Source organism: Streptomyces sp. NPDC014864 (assembly GCF_043081525.1).
In the GTDB taxonomy this organism is placed as follows: Bacteria; Actinomycetota; Actinomycetes; order Streptomycetales; family Streptomycetaceae; genus Streptomyces.
Genome location: NZ_JBIBWT010000026.1, coordinates 22,024 through 47,113, shown reverse-complemented (window position 1 = coordinate 47,113; position 25,090 = coordinate 22,024). Strand labels below are relative to the sequence as shown.

At 69.4% G+C, this 25,090-nt stretch carries 18 protein-coding genes; 2 read left to right on the top strand and 16 right to left on the bottom strand.

Annotated elements, in window-relative coordinates:
• Positions 1–5 precede the first annotated feature (5 nt).
• The 15 genes from ACF1A5_RS31515 to ACF1A5_RS31445 all read right to left on the bottom strand — a co-directional run bounded on the left by ACF1A5_RS31515 (position 6) and on the right by ACF1A5_RS31445 (position 19,261).
• Positions 6–6,248: a DEAD/DEAH box helicase gene (locus ACF1A5_RS31515; RefSeq protein WP_392196272.1), complete on the bottom strand. Its 6,243-nt coding sequence runs from the start codon at positions 6,246–6,248 to the stop codon at positions 6–8.
• 4 nt (positions 6,249–6,252) lie between these two features.
• Positions 6,253–7,089, bottom strand: a complete 837-nt coding sequence (locus tag ACF1A5_RS31510) for a hypothetical protein (protein ID WP_392196271.1) — start codon at positions 7,087–7,089, stop codon at positions 6,253–6,255.
• A 516-nt stretch (positions 7,090–7,605) separates the two neighbouring features.
• Positions 7,606–8,091 carry a cupin domain-containing protein gene (locus tag ACF1A5_RS31505; RefSeq protein ID WP_392196270.1) on the bottom strand — a complete coding sequence of 162 codons (486 nt, stop codon included), beginning with the start codon at positions 8,089–8,091 and terminating at the stop codon, positions 7,606–7,608.
• Between the two features lie 423 nt (positions 8,092–8,514).
• Positions 8,515–10,089 (bottom strand): multicopper oxidase family protein, encoded by a 1,575-nt coding sequence (locus ACF1A5_RS31500; protein WP_392196269.1) that lies wholly within the window; start codon positions 10,087–10,089, stop codon positions 8,515–8,517.
• Positions 10,086–10,448 carry a hypothetical protein gene (locus tag ACF1A5_RS31495; RefSeq protein WP_392196268.1) on the bottom strand — a complete coding sequence of 121 codons (363 nt, stop codon included), beginning with the start codon at positions 10,446–10,448 and terminating at the stop codon, positions 10,086–10,088. The genes ACF1A5_RS31500 and ACF1A5_RS31495 overlap by 4 nt, the downstream gene beginning before the upstream one ends.
• A gap of 178 nt (positions 10,449–10,626) precedes the next feature.
• Positions 10,627–12,027 carry an MFS transporter gene (locus tag ACF1A5_RS31490; protein ID WP_392196267.1) on the bottom strand — a complete coding sequence of 467 codons (1,401 nt, stop codon included), beginning with the start codon at positions 12,025–12,027 and terminating at the stop codon, positions 10,627–10,629.
• A complete protein-coding gene (locus ACF1A5_RS31485) occupies positions 12,024–13,013 on the bottom strand; it encodes a hypothetical protein (RefSeq protein ID WP_392196266.1) in 990 nt (329 codons plus the stop codon). Before ACF1A5_RS31485 ends, ACF1A5_RS31490 begins: the two co-directional genes overlap by 4 nt.
• A complete protein-coding gene (locus tag ACF1A5_RS31480; RefSeq protein ID WP_392196265.1) occupies positions 13,000–13,329 on the bottom strand; it encodes a darcynin family protein in 330 nt (109 codons plus the stop codon). The genes ACF1A5_RS31485 and ACF1A5_RS31480 overlap by 14 nt, the downstream gene beginning before the upstream one ends.
• Before the next feature lie 3 nt (positions 13,330–13,332).
• On the bottom strand, positions 13,333–14,247 hold the full coding sequence (locus ACF1A5_RS31475; RefSeq protein ID WP_392196264.1) for a TauD/TfdA family dioxygenase: 915 nt from the start codon (positions 14,245–14,247) through the stop codon (positions 13,333–13,335).
• A gap of 25 nt (positions 14,248–14,272) precedes the next feature.
• On the bottom strand, positions 14,273–15,823 hold the full coding sequence (locus tag ACF1A5_RS31470) for an AMP-binding protein (RefSeq protein WP_392196263.1): 1,551 nt from the start codon (positions 15,821–15,823) through the stop codon (positions 14,273–14,275).
• Positions 15,820–16,470: a thermostable hemolysin gene (locus tag ACF1A5_RS31465; protein WP_392196262.1), complete on the bottom strand. Its 651-nt coding sequence runs from the start codon at positions 16,468–16,470 to the stop codon at positions 15,820–15,822. Before ACF1A5_RS31465 ends, ACF1A5_RS31470 begins: the two co-directional genes overlap by 4 nt.
• 167 nt (positions 16,471–16,637) lie before the next feature.
• Positions 16,638–17,354 carry a TetR/AcrR family transcriptional regulator gene (locus ACF1A5_RS31460; RefSeq protein ID WP_392196261.1) on the bottom strand — a complete coding sequence of 239 codons (717 nt, stop codon included), beginning with the start codon at positions 17,352–17,354 and terminating at the stop codon, positions 16,638–16,640.
• Positions 17,355–18,016: 662 nt separating this feature from the next.
• A complete protein-coding gene (locus tag ACF1A5_RS31455) occupies positions 18,017–18,343 on the bottom strand; it encodes a DUF6461 domain-containing protein (protein WP_392196301.1) in 327 nt (108 codons plus the stop codon).
• A complete protein-coding gene (locus ACF1A5_RS31450; RefSeq protein ID WP_392196260.1) occupies positions 18,340–18,714 on the bottom strand; it encodes a hypothetical protein in 375 nt (124 codons plus the stop codon). Before ACF1A5_RS31450 ends, ACF1A5_RS31455 begins: the two co-directional genes overlap by 4 nt.
• Complete coding sequence (locus tag ACF1A5_RS31445; RefSeq protein ID WP_392196259.1) at positions 18,692–19,261, bottom strand: hypothetical protein; 570 nt, start codon at positions 19,259–19,261, stop codon at positions 18,692–18,694. Before ACF1A5_RS31445 ends, ACF1A5_RS31450 begins: the two co-directional genes overlap by 23 nt.
• Before the next feature lie 347 nt (positions 19,262–19,608).
• On the opposite strand from ACF1A5_RS31445, the gene ACF1A5_RS31440 reads away from it, so the two are divergent.
• Positions 19,609–20,073, top strand: coding sequence for a hypothetical protein (locus ACF1A5_RS31440; protein ID WP_392196258.1), 465 nt, complete (start codon positions 19,609–19,611; stop codon positions 20,071–20,073).
• A 32-nt stretch (positions 20,074–20,105) separates the two neighbouring features.
• Entirely contained in the window at positions 20,106–22,274 is a 2,169-nt protein-coding gene (locus tag ACF1A5_RS31435) for a tetratricopeptide repeat protein (RefSeq protein ID WP_392196257.1), read from the top strand.
• 19 nt (positions 22,275–22,293) lie between these two features.
• Here ACF1A5_RS31435 and ACF1A5_RS31430 read toward each other — a convergent pair whose 3' ends face one another.
• Positions 22,294–24,063: an HAD hydrolase-like protein gene (locus tag ACF1A5_RS31430; RefSeq protein WP_392196256.1), complete on the bottom strand. Its 1,770-nt coding sequence runs from the start codon at positions 24,061–24,063 to the stop codon at positions 22,294–22,296.
• Between the last annotated feature and the right edge of the window lie 1,027 nt (positions 24,064–25,090).

Genomic DNA, 25,090 nt, shown 5'->3' with positions numbered 1-25,090 from the left:
CGTGGTCACGCCCCGCCGTCCTTCCGCTCGCATCCGTTTGCCGTCGGTTGTGATCTCGGGGGCCGTACCGGGCGGACGACGCGCCAGAGGCTGTCCGGACCCTCGACGGCGGCTCCGGCAGCGGCCAGCCGTGCGAGGCTCGCGCTGACTGCCGCGTAGGGCAGGTCGGCGCGGCCGCCGAAGTGGCGGCTTTCCCGAATCGCCTTCGGCAGGGGGATCATCCTTCGGTTCCTCGGGTTGTAGGAGGCTTCGTCGCCGCGCAGCGCGTGCCAAAGCCGGCGCGGGTGAGCGCCCTGCGGCTGGAGCTGCAGCAGCCGCTGGATCTGGAGGTCGACGCGCTGGTCTCGCAGCGACGTGTCGGCACCGCCACCGTCGCGGGGACGCGGGGTAGCGAAAGCCCGGGCGATGGCAGGACGCCGTTCCTCCACGGGCCAGCGGCCGGTATCCCAGCAGGCGGAGCAGCGGCAGCGGGCCGTGGTGCAGCAGCCCTCGGGCAGGTCGGTGACGCCGAAGTAGTCAGCGAAGAGCCGTTGGGCGCAGCTCGTGCTTGCGTCGAAGAAGTTCCGCAGCCGGGCCAGCTCCTCGGCGGCTCGGCGTCCACGTCGGCCAAGCAGAGCGAGGAAGCCGTCGGGCAGGGTGCCGGTGCGAGTGGTCAGACCCGTGACCAGGCGGCGGCTGGGTGCCGCGGAGACGTCTAGGAGCCCGCGGTCGTGGAGGTCGGCGAGAAGTTCCCAGGTTGCAGCGGGTCCGTCGGCGACCGAATGGTAGTCGGGGCAACGGGCGGCGAGTTCGCGGTCGAAAAGCCGGACATCGATGTGTCGCGGGGTCTCCCAGGACAAGGCGGTGTCGATGACGGTCTGCTCCAGCAGCATGAGCCCGGCCGCTTCCTTCCCGCGCCCCTCTACAGGCCTTTCCCCAGTGGTGAGGGTCTGCCCTGGGCCGTGGCCGGCCGGTCGGAGGTCGCCTGGTTTGACCGCGCAGTACGGCGGGTGGTCGCCGAGATCCTCGACGGCACCGAGATCAGCGAGCGCGCTGAACGCCCGCATGATGCCGCCCTGGTAGCGCTCCTGGGTGTGCCGGTCGTCCAGCTCCGCCTCGCTCAGTGCACCGCTCGCGGCGTCCTGGGCCATCAGCACGTCGGCCAGACGTACCGGGTCGAGCGTGCCGTCACGCTGGGCGAGGACGAGAGCTCCCATGCGCCGTAGGAGCGAGGAGGGCAGTTCCTGGCCCGTCATGAAGCGGACCAGGCGAAGACCCCGGCTCGTCGCGAGGGCGAGACCGCTGTTGACGGGCCCGTCGCCGGTCGTCCCCTTACCCGCGCTGTCCCGCCCGGCCCGCCCCAGCTGCTGGTAGAGCGCGGCCAGGTCGGTGGGCGGCGATACGCACATCACCGTGCGCACGTCGGGCCGGTTGACGCCGAGCCCGAACGCGGAGGTGGCGACCACCACGACCGGTGCGAAGCCGTTGTCGCCCTCCCGGGGCGCTTCGCGAAACTCCGTCATGACGGCCGCCTTCTCCGCCTCCGTCAGACGGCCGTGGAACCGCAGCACGCGTACGCCGGCGTCACCGACATACTCGCGCAGGTGTGTATAGAGGGTATTGACCTCCTTCACGGTGAGGCAGTAGAGGATGGCGTGACCGTCGAGCGCGTCGACGACGCGCTCGACGAGCCCGGCCACACCGCTCTGCCCGAGCCGGTCCAGTGAGCGTCGGAACACGGCGAGTTCAGGCCGGATGGGGTTCTCGCGCACCGTCACGAGACCGCCAGCGACGCCGGGATGCTCCGCTTCGCTCTTGGCCTGGGCCGAAGCGGGCTCCGGCACTTGGGCGCGCAGGCCGAACAGTCCTTCACGCAGTGCCTCATGGACGGCCCGGTTGGCAGTGGCGGTCACTGCGGTGACCGCCACCCCGTGGTCCTGGCGCAGCTCGTGCAGGAACCTGCTGACCCTGCGCATGCTGGGCCGGAAGTCCTCCCACTGCGCCAGGGTGTGCGCTTCGTCGACGGCGATCCGGGACACCCGGCCCGCTGCCGCGGCCGCGCGTACGGTTTCCCGGAAGCGCCGTTGGCACAGGCGTTCCGGGCTGACGTAGACCAGGCGGATGCCGTGCTCGGCACGGCCGAGGAGTTGGTCCGACACTTCCGTCTTGCCGGCCCTGCTGCTGGACTCGCGCAGCGGCGAGATCAGGGCGCGGACCGCGCCGCCGATGGATCGGTTGAGTTCGAGAGCCTGGTCGTGCATGAGGGCGACGAGCGGGCTGACGACCACGGTGACGCCGGGCAGGACTAGCGCGGGCAGCTGGAAGGTGAAGCTCTTACCGAACCCAGTGGGCAGCAGTCCAAGTACGTTGCGGCCCTCGGCGACGGCGGAGATGGCGGCCTGCTGGGCCGGTTTGAGGGCCATGGGTTCGTCGGTGAGCCGCAGTAGGCCGCCGATGCGGGCGCAGCGGTCCCTGACCTCCTCGGCGAGCAGGCCCTGTTCCCGTAGCTTGCGCATCTCCTCGGTGGTCAGTGCGAGTTCGCGGATGCGCCGGGTGTGTGGCAGGAGGGTGTGCCGTTCGAGGGCTTCGTCGCTGCACAGCTCGGCGGCTCGGGCGGGGTCCAGGAGGTGGTGGGCCGCCATGAATGTCCAGATCCGACGCCATCCTGCGCTCATGGTGGTGACGTTGCCGCCGCCGATGTCGCCGCTGTCGGGGTCGGGGCGTTGCAGTCCGTCGTCCAGGCTTCCGAGGAAGGCGCGCCGGTAGGAGCGGCGCAGGCTGCTTGCTCCGGCGAGTTTGCGGTCGCTGATCACGACGACGCCGCGGTGCCTGTCGGAGCGGATGAGCCTGCCGACGGCCTGGCGGAGCTGGAGTGCGGCGAGCGGCAGGTAGTAGTGCTCGGTGGCGGCGCCGTCCGGATCGGGGTGGCCGGCGTGCTCGGCGCGTTCGGCTACCGCCGCGCGCCGGGCCTCCACGATCGGGGCGGCAAACGGTGCGAAGGGTAGTTTATTGATCCAGACGAGGCGCAACCGCTCGGCGTCGGAGACGTCGACCCCTTGCCACAGTCCCTTGGTGCCGACGAGGAAACCCCCGCCGTCCTGCCGGTCGGTGAAGGCCTGGTAGGCACGACCGTTGCCAAGGATGAGGGCCTCGACGACGGGGGCGTCCAGGCCACGGGAGCGTAGTTCCTGCGTGAGGTGGCAGCCGATGCCCGCGGCGGTCGAGCGGGCGGTGGTGAGGATCATGCCGCCGCCGTCGAATCCGTTGTCGTCAGCGCGCGCACGTGTCATTTCGGCGGCGAATCCGGCGACCTGGTGGGCCACGGTCCGCAGGGCGCCCTCCTCCTGCTCGGCCCAGGAGGGGAAGTCGGAGAAGCACACGACCTCCGCCTGGCTACGCAGGTCGAATGGGGAGGGCAGGGCTAGCGTGGGCAGATCCTCGGGCAGCCCCAGCCGGTTCCGGATGAAGTTCCACTCCCCTGCGACACGCAGGGTGGCGGAGACGTAGTGGACGCGTTCGAAGGACTCCAGGTAGCTCCGCCATTCCGGATCGGCGGGCAGGTCGACGGGGCTGGTGGCCACACGGAAGCGGTAGGACCGCAACTCCGCCTTTGGTTCGCCCAGTTCTTCAAGGTGGACCACGCGGGAGGGGAGAGATTCGTCCAGGGTGGCGGCGGGGTCGAGGAAGGCACGGATGTCGGCCGTGATGCGGTCGAGGGCGGTGGTGAGGGAGTCGGTGTGCTCCGCGAGTGCGGTCAGGCGCTCCCGTACCAGGGGGTCGATCCCGGCGGCGTGCTGGGCGACGTACCGCTCCAGGGTGATACGGCAGGTCACGAGCGCCTTGGCGATGCTCTCCAGCACCAGGGAGAGTCGCCGCGTGTGCCGGGTGCCGGAGGTGCCGGTGAAGGGGCTGGCCAGCGTGGTCGCCCGGCTGCCGATTCGTACGCCCACTCCCCTGGCCTGTGTATCGAAGGCCTGCGCCGCGAGCCGGGGAAGCCGTTCGTCATCGAGCAGCCGTTCGAGGTCGGCGATCGCGGAAGCGGCCTGGTCACGGGCCACGCCTGGGTGAGCGTCTGCAAGCCACGCGTGGCACTCCGGCAACAGCGTTTCCAGGTCCTGGTAGTCGACGGCTACTGTCAGCGCGGAGGTGGCGGCGCTCTCCAACTCGTGCGCCTCGTCGATCACGAGGAGCACGTCGGGTCCGACGGCGCGCAGATCGTCCAGGTGCGTGAGGACGAGCGCGTGGTTGGCGAGGATGAGGCGATGGCTGCCGATGGCCTCCCGCACGGTGTCGGTGTGCACGGTGAGGGGACTGCTTGCACCAGGACTGTAATCGCCGTCGCGCTGGGACAGCGACTCAAGCCAGAGCGTCAGGCCGCGGCCCATGTAATCGGTGAAGAACGCGGGCAGGTCGACCGGGTCGACGGATCTCGCCACCCAGGACTGCGGAGGCTCCTTGGCTGCGAGCAGGCGCAAAACGAGAAAGACGAGGAGTTCCCGGAAACGGTAGGAGAGGCGGGTGCGCGCCGCACCTTTGGAGTGTCGCTGACGTGTGGCTTCGGCGAGGGCCTTCGTGAGGGCCGCTAGGGAGAGCCGATTGGACTTGCCCTTGACCAGGTCGGCGAGCCCGAGGATGCCGGGCAGTGCCCGCTGCAGATCTTGAATGTCCTTCGCCAGCTGGCTCTGCAACTGCTTGGTGTACGTAGCGATGACCGCCGTCCGGTTGTCGCCCCCGGCGAGCCAGTCCAGCGCGGCGGCGAGCACCGCATAGCTTTTTCCGGTACCGGTGGGTGCTTCCAGCAGCCCGCTGACACCGCGGTCAGTCCAGTCGTGCAGCGTCGCTGTCATGCGCTGCTGAGCGGGCCGGGGTTCGACACGGGTGCTATGCACGACCCGGGCGAGAGCGGTCGGATCGACCCGCCCGCCGGCGTCACGCAGCCCTTCTGGAACGCCGATGGGGCCACGACCCGGTGAATGGCCGTCAAGTATCCGCCGTGGTGGATGCTGCGCGACCTCGGCACCCAGCAAACGGGCCACCTGCGCCTGCTCCCACACGAGCGGTTCCCGCTTTTCGGTCCTCTTCCTCTCCCCCAGGTCCCGCAGCAGCCGCCACGCGTCGGAGTCGTCGCAGACATCGGCGACCAGATCGCGCAACTCGGCCGTCCTGCCGGCAAACTCGGCCGCGGCCCGCTCCAAGAGACGTACGAGCAACAGCGCGTCACCGTCCGCGGTGTGGGCACGCAGGCCCTCACGGGATACTCCGAGTTGCTGCGCGAGGTCCTGAAGCCGGTGAGACGGGGCCGTCGGCCACAGGGCATGCGTGAGGTACAGAGCGTCGACTGGGCGTACAGCGGCGAGTGGATCGCTCATACCGGCGTCCCCCGCCGCCTCGCTGACGACCGAGAAGTCCAGCCCGATCCCGTTGTAGGCGACGACGACATCGGCCTGCGCGAGGAACACGCGGAGCTCCTCCCACGCCTGCTGCTGGGTAACGCCTTGCTCCAGCACGGCGTCCCGGATGTCGCCGTCGCGCAACTCCTCGCTGTCGCCCCGGAATCTCAGGTACCGCTGCCAGCGAGGCGCCTGCGCCACCCACAACGGATCAGCACCAAACCTGACGGCTGCCACGTCGTAGACATGACGCTCCACGTAGGGCGCACTTACCGTCGTACGCACCACACTCTCAACGTCGAGCGCGACGGCCCGCAGAACGGACGTCCCAGATCGTGGCGCACCGTCGAGCGGCACTGTGCCGCTCGACAGCGGCTTGTCACCGACCTCTCGTTCCAGCGCAAGGACAGGCAGGAAACGCCCGCCCGATGCGACCAGCAGACCACCCTCGACAGCCTCAGCGACCAACTTCACCAGACGCTGCTCCGGCAACCCTCTGAACTGCTTGGTCGCCTCCACGACAAGATCCCGCTCGGAGATACCAGACGGGAAAGCCCGGACCAGATCCACGATCTTCCGAGCCGCCGCGGAGACCCCCTGTCCCCCGACCATGAACACCACCCCCCCCTGCGCGCGGTTCCCGGTCAAAAGGTGACCGAACCGCTCCTCACCCCCTCCCCTGAACCCGGAGCCAGAAGGTGAAGATCCTGCGTTGGATGTGTATATCACGCAAGTATTTGAACTCGGAACAGCACCTCGGGAAGAACCACGAAGCCCACCGCACGCCAACCCGCCAATCCGCCGATCCGCCAACAACAGAGGCTGGTAGTAGGCAATCTGCGTCGAGTTCAGATGACAGGTGACGGCATCGCCGACCACCCGCTCACCGCAGCCCCACCTCCCCGGCCCAGGCACGACCGGAGCGCGATCGGACAGCGCGGCTTCCGGCTGCCCTCGCCCCCGCCTCCGGCCCTGGCGGCACCCTGCCGAGGGCCGCGGGTGAGGTCATCGTCCAGGATGAACACGTGCAGGCCTGGAGGGCGCAGTGGTGGTGTGAGCGGGCCGCTGCAGGCTCGAGCCCCACCCCCATGCCGACAGGCCGACCCCGGCGCAGGGCCACTGCCGCCCGCGGCTGCTCGGCCTCCTCCTCCAGGGCCTCTTCCCAGGCGTCGATCCGCGCGCACAGGTCCTGCGGGAGGAGGCCGGCGAACGGGTAGGTGGCCACCTGCTCCGGGTGCAGCACGCAGGGTTCGGGCACGTACCCTTCGAAGCCGACGACCTGCGGCTGCGGCGGTGACGCCAGCACCGCGGCGACCTCCCACGACCGGCGCCAGCGCAGGTCGAGCAGCATGCGGTAGCCGGTCGGGCCGTGTGCGTCGAAAGGGCACCAGAACACCTGCAGCAGATCGCAGTCGTCCGGCCCGGCCGGCAGGTCGGGGACGTCCCTGCGGTAGAACTGTGCAAGGCCGATCAGCGGCAGCGGATCGGCTGCGGCAGCCTCTTCAACGCGGTGGTCCTGGCCCAGTTCCTTCAGCAGCCGCCGTTCTGCGTCCGTGGGGCCAGGGTTCGGTTCACGCAGCCATGCGGAAGCCAGGACCTGCCGCCACCGGTGGATGTCCGCCGGGCGTCGGCCACGCGCACGGCTGTGGGACTCGGCGCACACCGGCCAGGGCTCATCCACCGGCCACAGCAGCGGACCGCCCACGGAACTGTCCGCCACCTCCGGCCGTCCCGGGCGCGGATGGAGCCGGGAAGTGGGTGGCGTCGTGGGCGTCGGCTGTGGCGCGGAGCCGTTGGGCGTTTTTCCCTTCAGGCGTAGGCCGACCGGTTCCGGGGGGCAACTGGTCGAGCTCGTTGACCAGTTCAAGCAGGCGCCGGCGTTGGTGCCTACGAACGGCGTGCCACAGCCCGGACGACAGTCGTACTACCTGGGGGCCCTGGCGCCCAGATCGGTGTCCGTTGTGGCACCTGCAAAGCCCACAGCTCGCCGCTCTCAGTCAGGTCAATACCCGAAAATGAGTAGCATGTAGCGGCCACCCTCGATCATGCACACTACTCACCATGCTCGAGGGGTGACCGCCTCCTAATTTCCAGCCATCCGCCCCACTAGAACTGCGCTTGATTCCTACCAATGCACTGTGTATCGGCTGGCCCGAAACCCAGTCCCCAAACGGGCACATCAATCTGCGCCATCGAAAAACTTGACTCAATCATCAAGGGTCCGAGACTGAATTTACTAGCGGTCCACATCGAATTCCTGGGCGACCGCGCTGGCCGTCAGAGTGTCGATCGACAACCGCTCGGCCGGCGGCCGGGGCTCCCCATTGAGGGCCGAAATGCCCAGCTTCTTGAAGTAGCCTTCAGCGCCGCCCGGCGTGTACCAGGCCAGCAGCTTGACCGGCACGTCGCCAAGGACGCTGTAGCTGTGAGCCTTTCCGCGAGGCAAGAATACGAAGGATCCCGTCCCGACCACCTCCACGTGGCCTTCGCAGCGGACTTCCAGGCTACCTTCGAGAATGTAGGCGGCCTCGTCCTCCCCGTGGTGGGTGTGCGGCGGGGCGCCCGAACCGGGGTGGAGCACTACTTCCAGCAGACCGAACGCCCCGTAGGTGTCCTTCTTCTCCGCCTTGAAGGTGTAGCGGTCACGGAATACCCACCTAACGTCACCCTCCCCCCGAGCGACGTGCACGAACTCTAAAGTCAGCCGTCCTTGAGTGTTCATCACTTTCCCCCTTGGTTAAAATCATGTCCACGTGGCCTTCGCAGTGGACGTAATCTTTGGAAACCATCAGACCCGAAGGAATCTACTTTGTCTGGATTACTTGCGAATAGCCACCCTCCATCGGAATGGTCGGCCCCTCACTCCAAGGGCCCTGGCCGACAGCGTCGTGATCGTCTCCGCGTCCTCGTCCACGAACTCGCCCACTTCACCAACCTCCCGGATTCTGGCCCGGCCGGGCGATGACCGACTACGAACACCTCCGTGACGAACTCGATGAGTGGGGCGCTGGCGTCTGGCTGCCTAAAGGCGATGCTCTGCCGCCTGTGGGTCCCCTTTGACCTGGGCCGGCGATCAACAATTGGATGTGCGCGGACTTGCCCCCGGAGTGCGGTCGGGCGGTCGCGATGACGGTGGCGAGACTGGTCAGACCACCTCGAAATTCGCCATCATCGCCATGTCCTCGTGCTCAAGGTTGTGGCAGTGCAGCATGTAGCGGCCGTGATAGCCGTCGAAGCGGGCGAGGATCTCCACCACCTCGTAGGGGCGAACATCTACGGTGTCCTTCCAGCCCGCGTCGCTGGCCTCCGGGCGCCGGCCGCCGCGCGAGAGGACCTGGAAGTGGGCCATGTGCAGATGGACGGGGTGGTGGAAATCGCTGCTCAGGCGCCAGCGTTCGACGGTGCCAAGGCGCGGGCGGGCCAACGTCTCGGCGGTGCTGAAGCGACGGCCATTGATCGTCCACCGGTCGTTGGTACGACGGAAGTCGAAGTGCCGGGTCGCGACGGCGACGGCCGGGGTGAGCGGCTCGTATGAGGAGAGGCGGGCGGGAACGTGGCTGTCATCCGTCGCCTTGCGGGCGACGCGGAAGCGCATGACCTGCCGCATGCGGCCGCCGGCCACGGTGTTGACCAGGGTGACGTGGCTGCCGACCGGGCACTGCGAGAAGTCGACGACGACGTCGAAGCGTTCGGCGGGTGCGAGGGGGACAGTGTCGAGCCGCTGGGGCGCGCGCAGGAGTCCGGCGTCGCCGCCGACCTGGGTGACCGGCAGGATGCCGCCATGTTCCAGTTCCAGGCGGAGGTCATAGCGGCGGGCGTTGGAGGCGTTTAGGAGGCGCAGCCGGTGGCGGGCGGCCGGGATCTCGGCCTCGGGCCAGGGAGCCCCGTTGACCAGTTGTACGTCGCCCAGTACACCGTCCATGTAGGCGTCCTGGACGCCGGGGGTGCCGGTGCAGGAGAGGTCGTGGCCCGGGTAGCGGAAGGAGCCGTCTGCCTCGAAGGCCCGGTCGCAAAGCATCAGGGGCAGGTCGCGGTCGCCGCCGGGCAGCGTGAGCGCGTCCTCCTCGTCGTCGTGGACCAGGAAGAATCCGGCCAGGCCGCGCCAGACCTGGGGGGCGCTGAAGTCCATCCGGTGGTCGTGGTACCAGAGCGTCGCGGCCCGCTGTTTGAGCGGATACTCGTATGTCTTGCTGCCCTGCGAGAGGGTCCAGTGGGAGGCGGATGTGTGCATGCCGTTGCCCATGCTCTGCATGTGGCCGGATGTGAAAGCGTCGCCGCACATGGCCGGCACCACCACGTCCGTCGGGTAGCCGTCGGAATGCGGGGGTGTGACGCCGCCGTGCAGATGTGTCGAGGTCGGCACAGTCAGGGAGTTGATGACGCGGACCGAGGTGCTGCGGCCGGAGCGGGCGGTGATCGTAGGGCCGGGGAAGATCCCGTCGTAGCCCCAGACGGTCGTCCTGGTGCCGGGCAGGATCTCCACCGCCGAGGCACGCTGCGTCAGCTCGTAGTGGTCCGTGGTGCGGGTGGTGCGCGCCGGGCGGGCGCGGGGCGGGGTCGGTAGCGGCACGGCGAACGGTTTCGGCAGCGGGATCCGGCTCGTCAGGACCTTGCCGGTGCCCTCGCCGGCCCACTGGGCGTACGCGGCCGCGCCCGCGGGCACCGCGAGGCCTGCCGCGCCTCCCGCGATCAGGCCCAAGACGCTCCGCCGTGACGTCACTTGGGGCCTCCCTCGTGCGCAGAGGAGAAGGACCAGTACGCCAGCACGGCGCCGATGCCGAAAATGGCCATGCCCAGCGGCACGTGGCCGCCCAGCATGCGGGACTCCCCCAGAGCCTGCTGTGCGCCGACGAGCAGGACCAGGCCTACTGCCAGGAGGAACGGTCCGATCGGGCCGCGGCCCGGGCGCCAGACCAGGTACGCGGTGATCGCTTCGAGGGCGACGATGAGGGCCAGTACGGAGGCGTTGGCCGCGTGCCAGTCCAGGAAGGCGACGTCGCCGGTGATGAACAGGCCGGCGAGCGCCGCCTGTATCAGGGTGTCGAACAAGGCGAGGACCGAGAGGGCGCGGAGGAGCACAACTCTTCTGCGATGCCAGGGGTTTGGGGCGTGGCGTATTTCAGGCGCCGAGGTGCGTGTCGCGGTCTGGGGCATCTGTGTTCCTTCTCTTCGTCACTCGGACCTGTGCGCTGCCCTGCCCGGGGGCGGCGGGCGGATTGCGCCCGCCGCCCCTCGGGGACGACCCCGGGTTTGGGTGTCACCCAGTGGTTGTGCGGCGCCGGGGGGCCGCCACGGCCGGGACCAGGACGGCCACGACGACCACCGCGGCTAGCACCCAGAACGCCCGGTTCTGCTGGCCCTGGTGGGAGGTGGCGGCCAGCGCCGCGGTCAGGGCCGCGATGGCGTTCACGCCGGCCGCCGAGCCGATGTTGCGCAGCATCGTCGCGGCCGAGGTGGCCACGCCCAGCTGCTCGGGGGGTGACTGGTCCTGGATGAGCGCCAGCGTTGTGGCCGTGACGGCGCCCGTGCCGATTCCGGCCAACGTGCCTGCCAGCCAGGCGAGTTCACCGGTGGCGCTGAGCACGGCGCTCACCAGCAGGGCGAGCGCGCCCGTCAGCATCGGCGGCCGGTAGCCCTGCTGGGCCACGAGTCCGCCCGTGGTGGCGCTGCCTGCCACCCAGCCGAGCGCGGCCAGGCCGACGACCACGGCGATCCCGGTGGTCGAGGTCCCGGAGGCGGCCAGCTGCACGGGCAGCACCGTGACCGTCGCGTACATCACGACGCAGGCGCCGACCGTGGCCAGGGCCGCTCCCCCGGACGGGGTGCGGGCGAGGATCTGGCGCGGCACGAGGCCGCCGCCGCAGCGCCGCACCAGGGCCAGGGCCACCAGGCCGACGACCGCGGCGAGGACGCCGCCGACCGTGCCGAGGCCCAGCTCGCCACCCTGCAGCCCGACGAGGACCAGCGCCGATCCGCCTGTGACAAGCAGATACTCCCCCGCCGGGAAGCCGGAGCGTTTCTGCTGCCCCAAGACGCCTTCCCGCCTGGGCAGTGCGAGCACGATCGCGAGGACGACGAGCGCGCACAGCGGCACGTTCAGGAAGAACACCCAGCGCCAGCCCCATGCCTCGGTGACCGCCGCGCCGACGACCGGGCCGAGGACCGCGGCCACACCCCAGACCATGCTCAGCAGCGACTGGGCCTTGGCGCGCCGCTCAGGGCCGAAGACCCGGCCGACGATCACGTAGCTGGAGACGACGATCGCGCCGGCCGCCAGGCCATGCAGCACGCGGGCCGCGACCAGGACATCGAACGAGCCCGCGATCCCGGCCAGGACCGAGGCGCCGAGGAAGACCAGCGTCGAGCCGGCGGCGAGGACCCGGTCGTCGAGCCGGTCGGCGACCCAGCCGGCCAGCGGGGTGCCGGCCACCTGGGCCAGCATGAACCCGGAGACCAGCCAGGCGTATCCGCCGCCCGAGCCGCCGCCGACGTCCGACAGGACGCTGGGCAGCACGGTGCCCATGACGGTGGCGTCCATCGCGGCTAGGAGCAGGGCAAGCACTGCGGCACCGACGGCGACCTTGCCCCCGGCCACCGTCGAGCGGGCGGGCGCCGCGGTGTTCGGGCCGGTGCCCGCCCCTACTGCCGAGGATGTCACGACGTGCCCCCCGCCGTGCTCGGCACCTTCACCGGCGGCACGATAGCGGCAGCGTGCACGCGGTCGACGCCGGAGAACTCCAGGATGAGCCGCCTGAGTTCGTCGTCGAGGATCTCGTCGACGCTGTAGAGCGTGCCATCCTCGGCGAAGACCTTGCCGCCGAACGCCTTCGTCATCTCCAGCTGCACGGCGGCCGCCGGGTTGCCGGTGACGAAGTCGACGTCGAGCAGCTGCCGGGTGCGCTCTTCGAAGGTCGCGGCCAGCTTCCGGTTCAAATCCTCTATTTCGTCGAGTAGTTCGCGGACCCGCTGCTGCTGCTCGGCGGTGAGCGCCGGGTAGATCAGCTTCATCGCCACGTGGTCGATCTTCACGTGCCGGGCCTCGTCGAGGCCGTGCGTGTGCAGGAGGCGGGTGAAGAAGCGGGCCCGATCCGGGTCGAGCGCGTCAGTACGGTGCTCGAACACGGTGATCACTGACTCCCCGACGTACGCCGAGCAGCACAGCGCGACGAGTTTGACGTAGGGGTGGTCGTTGGTGCGGAAGACGTCGAGCCGCTCGTCGAACAGGGCTTTGTCGACGCGGGGTTCGGCGCCGGAGAGGGCCCGCACGTACCGGTAGAAGGTGTTGGCGTGCTGGATCTCCTCGGCGGCGAAGCAGGACAGCGCGTTGTGCAGCTCGTGCCCGAGGTTGATGGCGTCACGCAGGTCGTGCAGCTCCCCCATCACCATGGTCATGACCGTGCTGACGTGGCGCTCGATCTCGGCGAGCTGCGCCAGCTCCTTGGTGAGGTAGGCGACGGCCTCGGCCTCGTGGCCGGTCTCCCCGTAGGCGACAAGGGAGACGAACTCGCGCTCCGCCCGAGTGCCGGCCTCCGCCCAGTCGAAGGCGCCGGGGTGGAAGGTGTTGATGTGCGCGAGCCGGGTCACCGAGGCAAGCTCGGTGCGGACGGCCTCGGCGATGCCGTCGAACTGGTCAAGCCTGGTCATTCTCGAACTCCTTGTAGCCGTCCTGCAGCCCGATGGAGATGTCGCGCAGGCGCGCCCAGCCCTGGGCGATGAACTCGCTGTCCCGTAGCTTCTCGATGAAGTAGTAGTAGGTCTTGATGTCGTCGGTCTCAACGAACAGGAAGTCGGAGTAGTCCGTGGCGAACGCCTCGGCGTCGAAGTGACGGACCGACATCTTGTCGGCGAACGGCCCGACGATCTCCTTCTGGAAGACTTCCTCCTTCGCACCGCGCTGCTCGCGGCTCAGTTGCAGCCAGGAGGGGTCGAATTCGTAGCGGATGACGATGCCGTACTTCATGGGTCAGCTCCTGGCGTAGCTCTGGGCGTTGAGGATGGTGCGCTCGGGGTCGGTGATCGCCCGGCGGCCGTGCATGACCCGGGTGTTGTCGATGAGGACGATGTCGCCGTCCTCCCACTGGATCTCCTCGGTGACCTTCTCGGAGACCTCGGTGTACTCGGCGATCACGTCGTCGGGTATCAGGGAGCCGTCGGCGAAGCGGATCTCGGGTGCCTCGTAGTTGAACGAGGGCCCCAGGATGCTGTTGGCCCACGCGATGCGCGAGGACGTGCGGGTGGGGTGGGCCGCGTACACCGAGTACTCGTAGGTCAGGGATCCGTCGCCGGCCTCGGTGAAGACCACGTCGGCGCCCTTGTTCGACACGGCGTAGAGGTGGTCGACCGTCATCTCGGCCGGGGTGGCGCCGCCGCCGGTGAGGTGGGCAGCGAGCCGCTGCCACATGGCCTGCGGGACATTACTGCGCGCGTACTTCACCGGCTTGTCGGCAAAGACCTTCCTGGCCCGCTCGGACAGCGCCTCCCAGACCCGGAAGCCGTCGCAGACGGTCGTCTCGGAGCCGGACTTCGCGGCCTTGACGCAGTGGAACCACAGCAGGTCGGGGGCGAAGGGTGTGGCCCCGTTCTCCAGGTGCAAACCGATCGGATCGTGCCCGGAGTCGACCTTCTGCGCGGCGTTGCCGTGGAAAGTGCGGGCCGGGTCGAGGGTGGTGCGGGCGCTGTAGCGGCGCACCAGCTCGTTGAACTCCTCGACACCCGGGGCGAATCCGCGGATGAGGAGGTGCCCGGTGTCGGCGAGCAGGCCGTCGAGGCCGGCCTGGTAGAGCTCGGCGAAGTCGGACTCGGTACCGGTAGGTGTGATCATCATGCCGTCACCGTCGCCGATGGCGGTCAGACGCAGGGTGTTCTGGGCAACTGTCATGGCTGGGTCCCCGTTCTTGTGTGACTCAGAGGATGAGGTCGTCCGAGCGGCCGTACGCGGTGGTGACCGTCATCAGGTCGTCGAAGAGCTTCTGTCGCCGTGGCCGGCCGGTGACGGTGAAGTACTGGCGGCGGAAGTCGCTGCTGTCCGCCACGACGAAGAAGCGCTCGGGCCGGTCGGTCTCGGCCAGGTGCCGTTCGGCGTACGCGTGCGCCTGACGCCGCGTCTCCTCGGCATCGGCGCCTTCGGCGGTGAGCAGCAGGGCCGACAGGTGTTCCAGGCCCTCGCCGAACACCACGGCGTCCACCACCGACGGGCAGCTGCGCAGGCTGCCTTCGACCCACTCCGGCGAGACGTTGCGTCCGTGACTGGTGATGATCACGTTCTTCAGGCGGCCGAGGATGCGAATGTAGCCGTCCTCGTCGATCTCGGCGCGGTCGCCGGTGTGCAGCCATCCGTCCTCGTCGACGGGGCGGCTGGTCGGGTCCTCGACGGTGTAACCGGCGAACAGCGACGTCGACTTCACCATCAGCTCCCCGCCCTCGGAGAGCCGGACCTCGCAGTGCGGCAGCGGCCTGCCGACCGTGCCGGGCCGCCAGTGCTCGGGCGTGTTCCACGAGACGACCGAACTGTTCTCGGATAGACCGTATCCCTCGTGCACCCTCAACCCGGCTTCGTTCAGGCGGAGTTGGGCCTCCAGGTCGACGGGCGCGCCGCCTGCCATCAGGAACGGCCGCACGCCGTCGCCGAGGATCGAACCCCCGTCGGCCCCGCGCACCGCTTTGTCGAGGGCGCTCACCGCGGCGGGCGGAAGCACGGCAGCGGTCGGCTGCCCGGCCCGCATCCAGGTCACCACGTCGTCGGCGCGGGAGCCCGCGGTACCGAGGAGCGCGGTGTCCTCGGGCAGCAGGATCATCCGGCCGCCGTTGATGATCGGCAGGTACACCGCGGTGACCTGCTCGATGAGCAGGCTGAACGGGACCAGGGAGAGATAGCGGGAGTAGACCCCTTCGGGCGAGACCGAGTTGAGCGACACGAGCAGCGCCTCAAGCGCCTTCGAGCGGATTTTCACGCCCTTGGGCGCACCGGTCGTCCCCGAGGTGTGGATGACCTTGATGATCCGCTCGTCCGGTGGCAGCTCAAGACCGTCGGGGTTCGCGACCCGGGGCCCGGCGCCGCTGTCCGCGGCGATCGGGATGACGGTGACCGCGCCGTCCAGGCCCCACTCGGCGAGCTTGCGGACCCCGGCCGCGTCGGCCAGGCAGAGCCGGACCCCCTTCAGCAGCGAGGCGGCCTGCTCGCCGGAGAAGGCCAGCGGCACGGGCACCTCGACAAAGCCGCCGAGCAGCAGCGCGAGATCGGCAGCCACCCACTCGGGGCCGTTGCTCGCGACCACGCCCACCGTGGCCCCGGCGTCCGCGCCGAGGTCGGCGAGCAGTCGGCGGATCTGTCCGCTCCAGCCCGCGAGGTCTGCGTAGGTGAAGCTCTCGGCGACCGAGCCGTCGGCGGCCAGGCGCTCGACGAGGACGTGGTCGCGGCGCTCGGGCGCGTACAGACCGTCGTAGATCTTCCTCATCGGGCACCCGCCCCCTGCGTGGCCAGGGAGGCCTCCTGCCCCCAGGTCACGGCGAGGTGGTAGCCGGACTCGGCCTCGCGGTTGATACCGGCGTCGAACGCCCGCAGGTCGATGAAGCCGGCCACGGGAGCGGTGTCGTAGTACGACCCCCACGTGCCCTGCTGCTCGGGCGGCAGGGCGTCCTCGCGGGCCTCGGCAAGGCCGGTGAACTGCAGCCCGATCCGCGCCAGGGTGCGGGCGAGCGGTTTCGTGACGGTGCACAGCAGGTACGAGGCGCCGTTGCACCAGCACAGCGCGGGCACCATGCCGATGAGCTTCAGGCCGGCGCCGGGCTCGCTGGAGGCCAGCGGCCCGACCTCGACCAGGCCGGCCGGCTCGCACTCGGTGCGCGTGTGCCGGGATATGACGTCGGCCGCCGCGTCGGCGAGGTAGTGCTCGATGAGGAGGCTGCGCTCTCCCCCGTACGTCAGCCCCGCACAGGCCAGCGGGACGACGTCCGGCCCCGTGCCCTCGTCCGAGCACAGGGCGATGAAGCTGTCGGGTGATGGTGCGATCTGTGCCTCGTAGTCCCGTGCGTACCGCTCTCGTGCAAGGTCGACGCACGCCTGCCACAGGGCACTCCCGCGGCGAGCGATGTTGATGCGCATTGCCCCTCCGTTCCGCATCACGTGCCCGGCCGGTCCGACCGGGCACCCACACTTTATGACCATCAGTCATTTTTTGACAACCAGTTCATGGTCATCACGGGTGTGAACAGAACGTGCACAGAGGGCTGCGGGCGGCTCGCCCTCCGCGGCTACGGAGAGTGATGAATCTACGCGTGCTGCGCGGCGATCGAGTCGACGATGCCGGCCACCTCCCGGTACAGCTTCGCCACATCGTCGGCGGCCAGACGGGTCCAGCCCAGACCGCTGATCATGGAGGTCATCACCTTCAGGCGGGCGTCGACGGCCTCCTCGCCGGACCACAGGAAGCGGGGCGAGAGCAGATGCATGGCCGCGTAGCCGAGGATGTAGGCGCGCAGGGCGTCCACCGCCACGGCCGCCTCCACCTCGGCGTTGTTGAAGGCCCCCTCGGCGACGCTGCGCTCCACGGCGTACCCGACGACCTGCGCCATCTGCGCCTCGACCAGGTCACGCCGCTTGAGCCGTTGTTCCGAGGCGAGCTTGCAGACCGCGTCGGTTGCGCGCCCGGTGAGGCTGCACTCGAACAGCACCGGGGCCGCCTCCGCGTGCCGCATGTAGGCGAGCGCCATCCCGTACACGGACCGCACCCCGTCCCACGGCAGGTCCGCGATCGTCTGGAAGTAGCGCAGCTGGCGCCGTGCGCTCTCCGCCGAGATCTCGACGAGCAGGTCTTCGAGGCAGGTGAAGTGGTTGTAGACGGTGCCTTTGGAGTAGCCCGCCTCCTCGGCCAGCCTTCCCAGAGTCAGATGGTGGAAGCCGTCCCGGCAGACCATGTCGAGTGCGACGCGCACCAGCTTCTGATCACGCTCTGCTACTTCCTGGGCTTTACGTTGAGTCGTTCGCATGGCCTCATTATGCGGAACCAGCAGTCAAAATTCGACGCCAGGTCAATATACGGTCATATTTTTTCGTCAGGCACCGACTAGCGGCGGCTGCGTCAGCGGTCTTGGAGCACGGCTGCGGATTCGACCGGCCCTCACAACCCCTGCGTGGCGGAGGACAGTGCCGTGGCGCCGCAAAGAACGCGTACGCCGACGCCGGCTGCGCCGCGCGGGAGCCGGCGGGCCTGATCGCATGACCCCAGCAGGTCGCAGCGCTTGTCCCCCCCATGGCACACCCCGGTAACCCCAGCCCCGAACATGATCACGATCTGCGCCGGCCGGCACCCCCTGCTGCCACCCGCCCGGCACACCAGCCCCCCAATGATCATTGGCGTGTGGAGGGAAGATAGACGGCCCTGACAACGACCGGAGCGAGGGTCTCCCCGCAGCGGTCCACGACAGCGAGTCGACGACCAAGCGCACCCCGCGGGGGTCCTCATGAATGGGCAACGCAGGTGGGGTTGAGGGCCAGTCGGTTCGCCCAGGTGAGTACTCGCGTGTCGAGCGAGGGAGACGGTTCCTGCTGACCAGCCCCCTATCCGTCGGCGGTGACCGTCACCGCAGGTGGACGCGAGCCGAGTCCGGGCGGGCCGCACGTACGGCAGGTCGCCGCGGAGGGAGGACGGTCACCTGATCTCGACGCTGCCGCAGGTGAATGCGGTGCCTGCCGGCAACTGCGGCGTGATGGCGACGCCGGTCAGGTGCTCGGCGAGAGCGAGTACGGCCGGCGGGGAGGCGTCGGTCTCTGGGCTGTCGTCACCGAAGTGGAAGCCGATGCCGTGCATGGGTTCCCGGAGTTCATCAGGCATGGTGGGAACACGGGCTCGAACCGGAGCGCACGGTGTCCTCGGCCCACAGAAAGACGTCGCGAACGTTGATGTTGACGAAGTGCGACACCCGGCACGTCCCGGTGTTTCCGTGGCTTTCTCAACGTCACCGGCGTGCTTGTTCAGTGGCGGCGGCGGGGGGTGCCGTGGTGGAGGGCGATGGCCGCGCAGGCTAAGACGGTGCTGGCGCTGAGGGAGACTACAGCGCCGAGGACGCCCTGCAGCAGGCCGCCGGTGGTGGTGAGTGCGGCTACCGCTGCGGCCAGGGCGCAGGTGCGTCGGCGCCCTGTGCGGGGGGTGTCGGTGGTGGGGCGGGGCGGGCGGCGGCGTGGTGCTGTTGCGGGGCGGTGGGGTGGGGCGGGTGGGGATGCGACGGCGTCCATGATGTGTTCGAAGCGTCGGTCGAGGTCCTGGTCGTCGGCGCGGATGTCGGCTTTCAGCCGTACGTAGGGGCGGTAGAGCCGGACGACGAGATCATCTCTGGTCTTGATCGTCATTAGCGCGTCTCCTCACGTCGGCGAAGAACGACTCGAGCACGCTCAGGTCGACGTTCGCGTCCGCCAACTTAGCGAGTGCTCCCCTCTGTTGTTCTCGGTTCTCACAAACGGCTGCGCCGATGACCGCGGCGATGTTTTCGTTGGCGAGGAGTTCCAGGAGTTCGTCTTCGTGGGTTTTCCGCTCGTGGAGCGGGCGTTCGTCGAGGGCGGCGAGCCCTTCGCGGACCACGGGGTACTTGCCCTTGAAGTAGGTGTCGAACACCTGCGCAAGGGAGTAGTCGTCCGGGCGGTGGTCGACGCCGGCGTCGATGCGTTCTTGGACGATGCCGTCCGCTCGCTCCCGCAGGGTGCGGTAGGTGCGGGGGTCGCGGGGCTGGGAGAAGGCCATGATGCAGGTCTCGTCGGCGACTTTGCGGGGGTCGATGTGCAGGGCCGCACATTTGACGAACAGGTAGAACTGCAGCGGGACGACGAGAGTCTTGTACTGCAGCCGCAGTTCCCTGCGGCGCGGGTCGTCATCGCCGCGCTCGGCCCGCCGGCGGCTCACGCCAGGCCTCCTTCGGTTGCGCGCAGCTGGCTGTCTGAACTCTGCCCTGGAGGCAGCGGGCCGTCGTCGGCCAGACTCGGACCCTACACGCAGCGCCGGGGCCTTTGTGACCTTTCCGGTGTCACGCTGCGTGGTCGTGGGCGGGTGCTGCTTTCGGGCGGCTCGCCCGGCGTGCGTGGCGGGTGTGTCGGCCTCCTTCGTGGTCGGTGGAAGGGGGCAGGGGTGAGATGCGGAATTCGGAGGAAGAATTCGTTGGAGCATCGCCGGGCGACGCCGTAACGGTTGAGAACGGGATTTGCCGAGTAAGCAATTCGATGACTCTTGGGGGGCGTGTGTTAGCTGAGTCGATGGCCGCGTTAGCGGCGGCGGGGGGCACGGCGGTCGTGCAGGCTGCCGGCACCGATGCGTGGGCGGGTGTGCGTCGAAGGGCTGCTGCGTTACTGGGCAGGAGCGACGTCGAGCGCCGGGAGGCGGAACTGGTCCGTCTGGACCAGACCGAGGCCGGGGTGACGGGTGAGGGCGATGTCGAGCGGCAGCGGGCGTATTGGGAGAGCGTGTGGCAGGCGCGCCTGGAGGTGTTTGTCGAGGGATTGAGCGCCGCTGAGCGTGAGGGGGTCGCTGCGGAGTTGCGTGCACTGGTGGTGGAGGCGGGTTCGTCGTCGCGGGCCGGGCAGCAGGCCGGTGCGGGTGGTGTCGTTGCGGGTGGGGACGTCTCGGTGCGCGCGGAGGGTGGGTCCGTGGCGGGCGCAGTGGTGCGGGTGGACGGCGGACTTCACCTTGCGCCCCCTTTCCCCCGCGGGCCGCAGCAGTAGGGTCCTTCCCCACCGCGGATGCGGCTGGCGGGGTGGTCGCCCAGTTCGGTGGCGTGGCTGCGGGCCGGATGGACGTCGCCCAGTTGGTGGTGGCCGCGGCGGCGGGGCGCGAGGACGCTGCGGTGACGCTGGCGCCGCCGGTGGCCGAGCGGGATCCGCTGCACCCCTTGCGGGGCCGCGACGCTTTGGTGGGGGAACTGCTGCGGCTGTGTGCGCGGGAGAGCGACGGGCGGGTGCACGTTCTGCACGGGATGAGCGGGTGCGGAAAGACGGCGGTCCTTTTGGAGTTGGTCCATCGGTTGTCTGGTGCGGGGAGTCGACGGGTGTGGTGGGTGGACGCCCGCCATGCGGCGACCTTTGCGGCCGGTATGCGGGCTGTGGCGCGGCAGGTGGGCCTGGCGGCGGGGGATGTCCGCGGCGACGCGGCGGATGTGTTGTGGGAGGAGTTGGGCGGGTCTGCCCGTCCGTGGCTGTTGATCGTCGACAATGCGGAAGATCTCCGTGTGTTGGACGGTCCTGGTCGGCTGGCGGCGGGTACCGGGTGGCTGCGTCCTCACGGATGTCGTGGGGGTGTGGTGGTGGCGGCCACCCGCCATGGGGTCGGTCGGATGTGGGGCAGGGCCGCGGTGTTGCACGCGGTGCGGCCGTTGAGTGCCGAGGATGCGGCGCTGGTGCTGGTGGATCATGCCGGCGGGCAGGCCGGGGCGGTGGAGGCGGCCCGTGCGCTGGGGGTGCGGCTGGGCGGGCTGCCGTTGGCTTTGTCCATGGCCGGTTCTTATCTCGCCGAGGTCCATGGGATGCCGGGGGCCTTCCGGGATGCGGGGATGCCGTCGGACTTCTCCTCCTACCACCGGGCCCTGTCCGAGCGGGACAGCAGTTTGAACCCGGCGCGGGTGATCGCCCATGCCTGGCAGATGTCGATCCGGCTCCTGCATCAAATGGGTTTTGTTCACGCCGGGCGGCTGCTGACGGTGCTGGCCGCGTTCAGCGAGGCACCGGTTCCTTACACTCTGCTGCTGAGGCCGGCGATGCTGTCGGCCGTCGTATCCGGCCTCGCCGACCTGGACGGGACGACGCTATGGCGCACACTGCGCGAACTGGCCGCGCTGGGACTGGTGGATCCCCTTGACGTATCCGCACAGCATGGAGGGCTGCCCTGCGTGAGGCTGCATCCGCTGATCCGAGACATCGCCCGGGCCGAGACGAGTACCGCCGTGACGCTGATAGAGCAGGCATTGCGGCTGGAGGAGGTCCGCGTCCCTCCGGAGGACCCGCAGTCGTGGCCCGCCTGGGCGGCCTTGACCCCCCACGCCTTGGATCTGCTGCAGCACGCCGGAGCCGGCCGGGACCAGCTCAGCGCCACCCAGCGCACGGTCTGTGCCGACGCCGCGGAACTGGCCGCCCGCTATCTGCAGACCCAGGGACTGTTCCCGCAGGCCCGGCTGGAATTCGAGCGGGTCCTGGCCGTGCGGCGGGACGTTCTGGGCAGCGAACACCTGGAGACCATCACCACCCAGCACAACCTGGCCTCGGTGCTCCACGACTTGGGCGAGCTGGAGGAGGCCGAGTCCCTGCGTCGTCGGGTGTGGCGCGCGCTGGAGCGCGTCCACGGCGCAGAGCACCACGACACGCTGACCGCCCGGCACGAGCTGGGCCGATTACTGCACGACCTCGAGCGCCTGGACGAGGCGGAGGCGCACCTGCGGGGCGTGTTCGCGATCCGGCTGCAGACCGGCGGCGAGCAGGACCCGCATACGCTGGCCGCCCGGCACGAGCTGGCGCGGGTCCTCCACGACCGCGGGGACCTTGAGGCCGCCCGAGGGGAATACCAGGCCCTCCTCGCCATCCGCGTCGCTCGGCTGGGCGAAGACCATCCCCGCACCGCCACCACCCGCCACAACCACGCGTGTGTCCTGCACGACATGGGGCACCTGCAGCTGGCCCACGACGAGGTCCAGCTGGCCCTGGCCGCCAGGAGGCGCCTGTACGGCTTCGCGCATCCCAAGACCATGGCGACGGCGCATCTTCTGGCCACCGTGCTCCATGCCCAATCCCGCGGCGAGGAGGCGCGCCGGATGATGGAGCAGGTGTGCGAGGCCGGGCTGCGCCTGCTGGGTGCCGGCCACCTCCAGACCCGGCGCTACACGCAGACGCTTGCGCGTTTCACGCAGGAGGGTGCCGGGGAGCCGGGTGAGGGCTGAGAACGGTGCGGCAGGCCGATCAGCCGTCGGCCTGCTGCTCTTTGAGGACGGCGTTGACGGTGCGCACGCTCGCCACGGTGCGGGTCGCCCCGGCGTCGCGCAGCATCCGCGCCCGTCGCGTCGTGGCGGCGACTCCGACGAAGGCGATACCCGCCGACTGCGCGGCCAGTGCGTCGGCGACCGACGCCCCCATCAGCAGCGTTCGCGCGTGGGGGACCTTCAGTACCGCCGTGGCGCGGGCGAGGCCGTGCGGGTTGGGTTTGATCAGTTCGGGATCGCTCGGGCGGCCGAAGACGGCGATCCGGCTGGCCGGGATCTCCGCCGGCAGCCGCTCGAGGAAGGCCTCCACCGCGCAGGACGCATGGTCGGTGACCACGGCCAGGCGCCGGTTGCTCTCCGTGAGGGTGCGCAGCAGCTGGTGCACTCCGGGAAGGGGCGCGGCGTGGCGTGCGGCCTCGGTCTCGAAACCCGTCAACAGACGGTCCAGCTGGCGGATCTGGGCCGGTGAGCCCTGGCGTACCAGCGCGCGGAGCATGCCCACGGGATCGGTGGGGGTCTGCGGTGCCAGGGCCAGTTGCAGCAACTGGGCGTTGTGCAGGAGCCGGTCGGAGACGGTCTGCAGGTTGTGCTGGCCGAAGAGTTGGCACAGCAGTCCGTCGAAGCTGAACAGCACGGCCTGCGACCGGGCGAAAAGGTCGTGGAGGTCGGAGTCCCGCATGTGCCCGGCCAAAGCGTGCTCGTTGACCTGGACGAAGGACTGCACGGCGGGATAGCAGGCGTCGTACCACGACCGATAGGCGGCGCAGTGCTTGGCGCCCTGTTCCGAGATGCGGTACTCCGCCTTCGGGGCGTCCTTCTGGGCCGTTCGTCTCTCCAGAAGATGCGAGGGGATCACCGCCAGCTGCGCGGCGGTGGCCTGCAACTGCTCGCAGGAGAGCCAGCCCCCCAAAGGGCGCAGAGCGTAGAACAGGGCGAGGATGCGCCAGGTGTCCTGAGGCAGCATGCACCGGAAGAAGGCGTCCATACTCTGAGGGAGGGCGTCGATGACATCGCGGATCTTGCGCGCCTCGGCCTGCGCGGCACTGCGTCCCTTGGACTGCTCCTCGGCCGTTGCCCCGAAGTCGGCGGCGGCCTCGAACCCCACCTGGCGTCGCCGCATCCCCCGCAGCCGGACGATTTCGTGCCCGAGGATCCGGGCCACCGTCAGAGGCGAGCGGCGATACAGGCCCGCCAGCATGACGATCTCGTCGTCCCCCGGACCCGGCCGATCCAAATTCCGCGGCTGCAGGTAGTGCGACAGCAGACAGGTCAGCGGCTCGCGCACATCGTCAAGACGCTGCGACAGCAGCGGAGCCCGGCACAGATACTCCTCCGCCTCGCCGACCGAGATACCCAGCAGCCCGGCCAGCCCGCCCATGAGGTCGAAGCGGTGAGCGGGCACGAAGCCCTCGCTCTCCAACCGGCGATACGCCCTCAGCGACAGTCCCAGACTCCTCCCGGCGTCCAACGCCCTCAACCCGTGGGCACGCCGCAGATCGGCCAGCGTCCACTCCTGGCTGTCGCGCAGATCGGACAGCTGCAGCGGTTCGATCCCCAGCGCCCGTGCCAGCTCACGGATGCGCTGCGGGTCCGGCCTGCTGGCCCCGTTCTCATAGGACAGGATCTGCGCCTTGGTCGCGCGGACACGCCGTGCGAGTTCCGCCGCACTCACCCCCCGCCCCTCATCGGCCGCGGCGCGCGCCTGACGCAGCCTCACACCGTCGAACATGACGGCGAGCCCTCGTGCCATCCACCCTCCCCACACGGCGACAGGTACAGTTTAGTGACACACCCTCAAAGGTGTCGGCGGTGTATTTTTCCGCCTGACCCCACACGTGAACAGCGGTTTCGGGATTCAAGGAGGCGCAGAGCATGTCTCCTCCACCCCCGGACCGCCAGTGTGAGGGATTACCACCCAAGGGCCCGGACGTCGTATCCGACCAGGTTCGATTCCCAGGTCTTTGGAGACAAAAGAAGAGGGGCCCCGAGTCTTCCGACCTGCCGAGGACGAAGAGACTCGAGGCCTTAGGGCGGCGGGTGCCGCGCACCCGGCGTCCGGAGCCACCCGGACGCTGCTGGACTACTTTCCAGCAGGTGCTTGGTCACCCTCCTGCGGGGCCGGCAACCCCGTCGGAGTCGACGCCATCCTCTGCGCTCCCTTCCTCGGCTGCAGGTCTTCGTGTGCTCAGCCAGGGAGGGGGCGCACATCACACCCTATCGGTGACCCCGCCCACACCCAGCACCGGACCCCCCGGCCCGGCCCGACACCGCCGAACACCCGGCGAAACCGCACGTCGCCGCAAAGCCGCCACCACGCACCCCCCACACCTCTCCCCCACCACACCCCAGTTACTGTGAGTTACGGCACAACGGGGTGTGGAGACCGCGTCGTTGCCCACGGCTGGTCGCAACCCAGCCCGTGCGGCGGAACGTTGCCCTCCCCCTCGCCGACCCTCGAGCACCGCAGGGGAACCGGCACCACGACGAACACGCCCGCCGGCATCGCCCCTGGCGACGGCACCACCTCCCCCACCACGCCGCTCAACCGGTCACCCCACTAGGGCAGATGCAGCCATCCCGTCTGGATGCCAGCGATACAGGCCCCGATGCCAGCGATACAGGCCCCAGTTGCCCGGCGCTTGTGGCAGACCCGAGGCCGCCCCGACCCTCGACCTAGACCACCCTCACCCACCTCCCCCGGCATCCCCCAGCCCTCGCACACCGTCGCCCAAGCCACGCACGGCCCCGCACCGAAACCCGGCCGGACCAACAAGCCC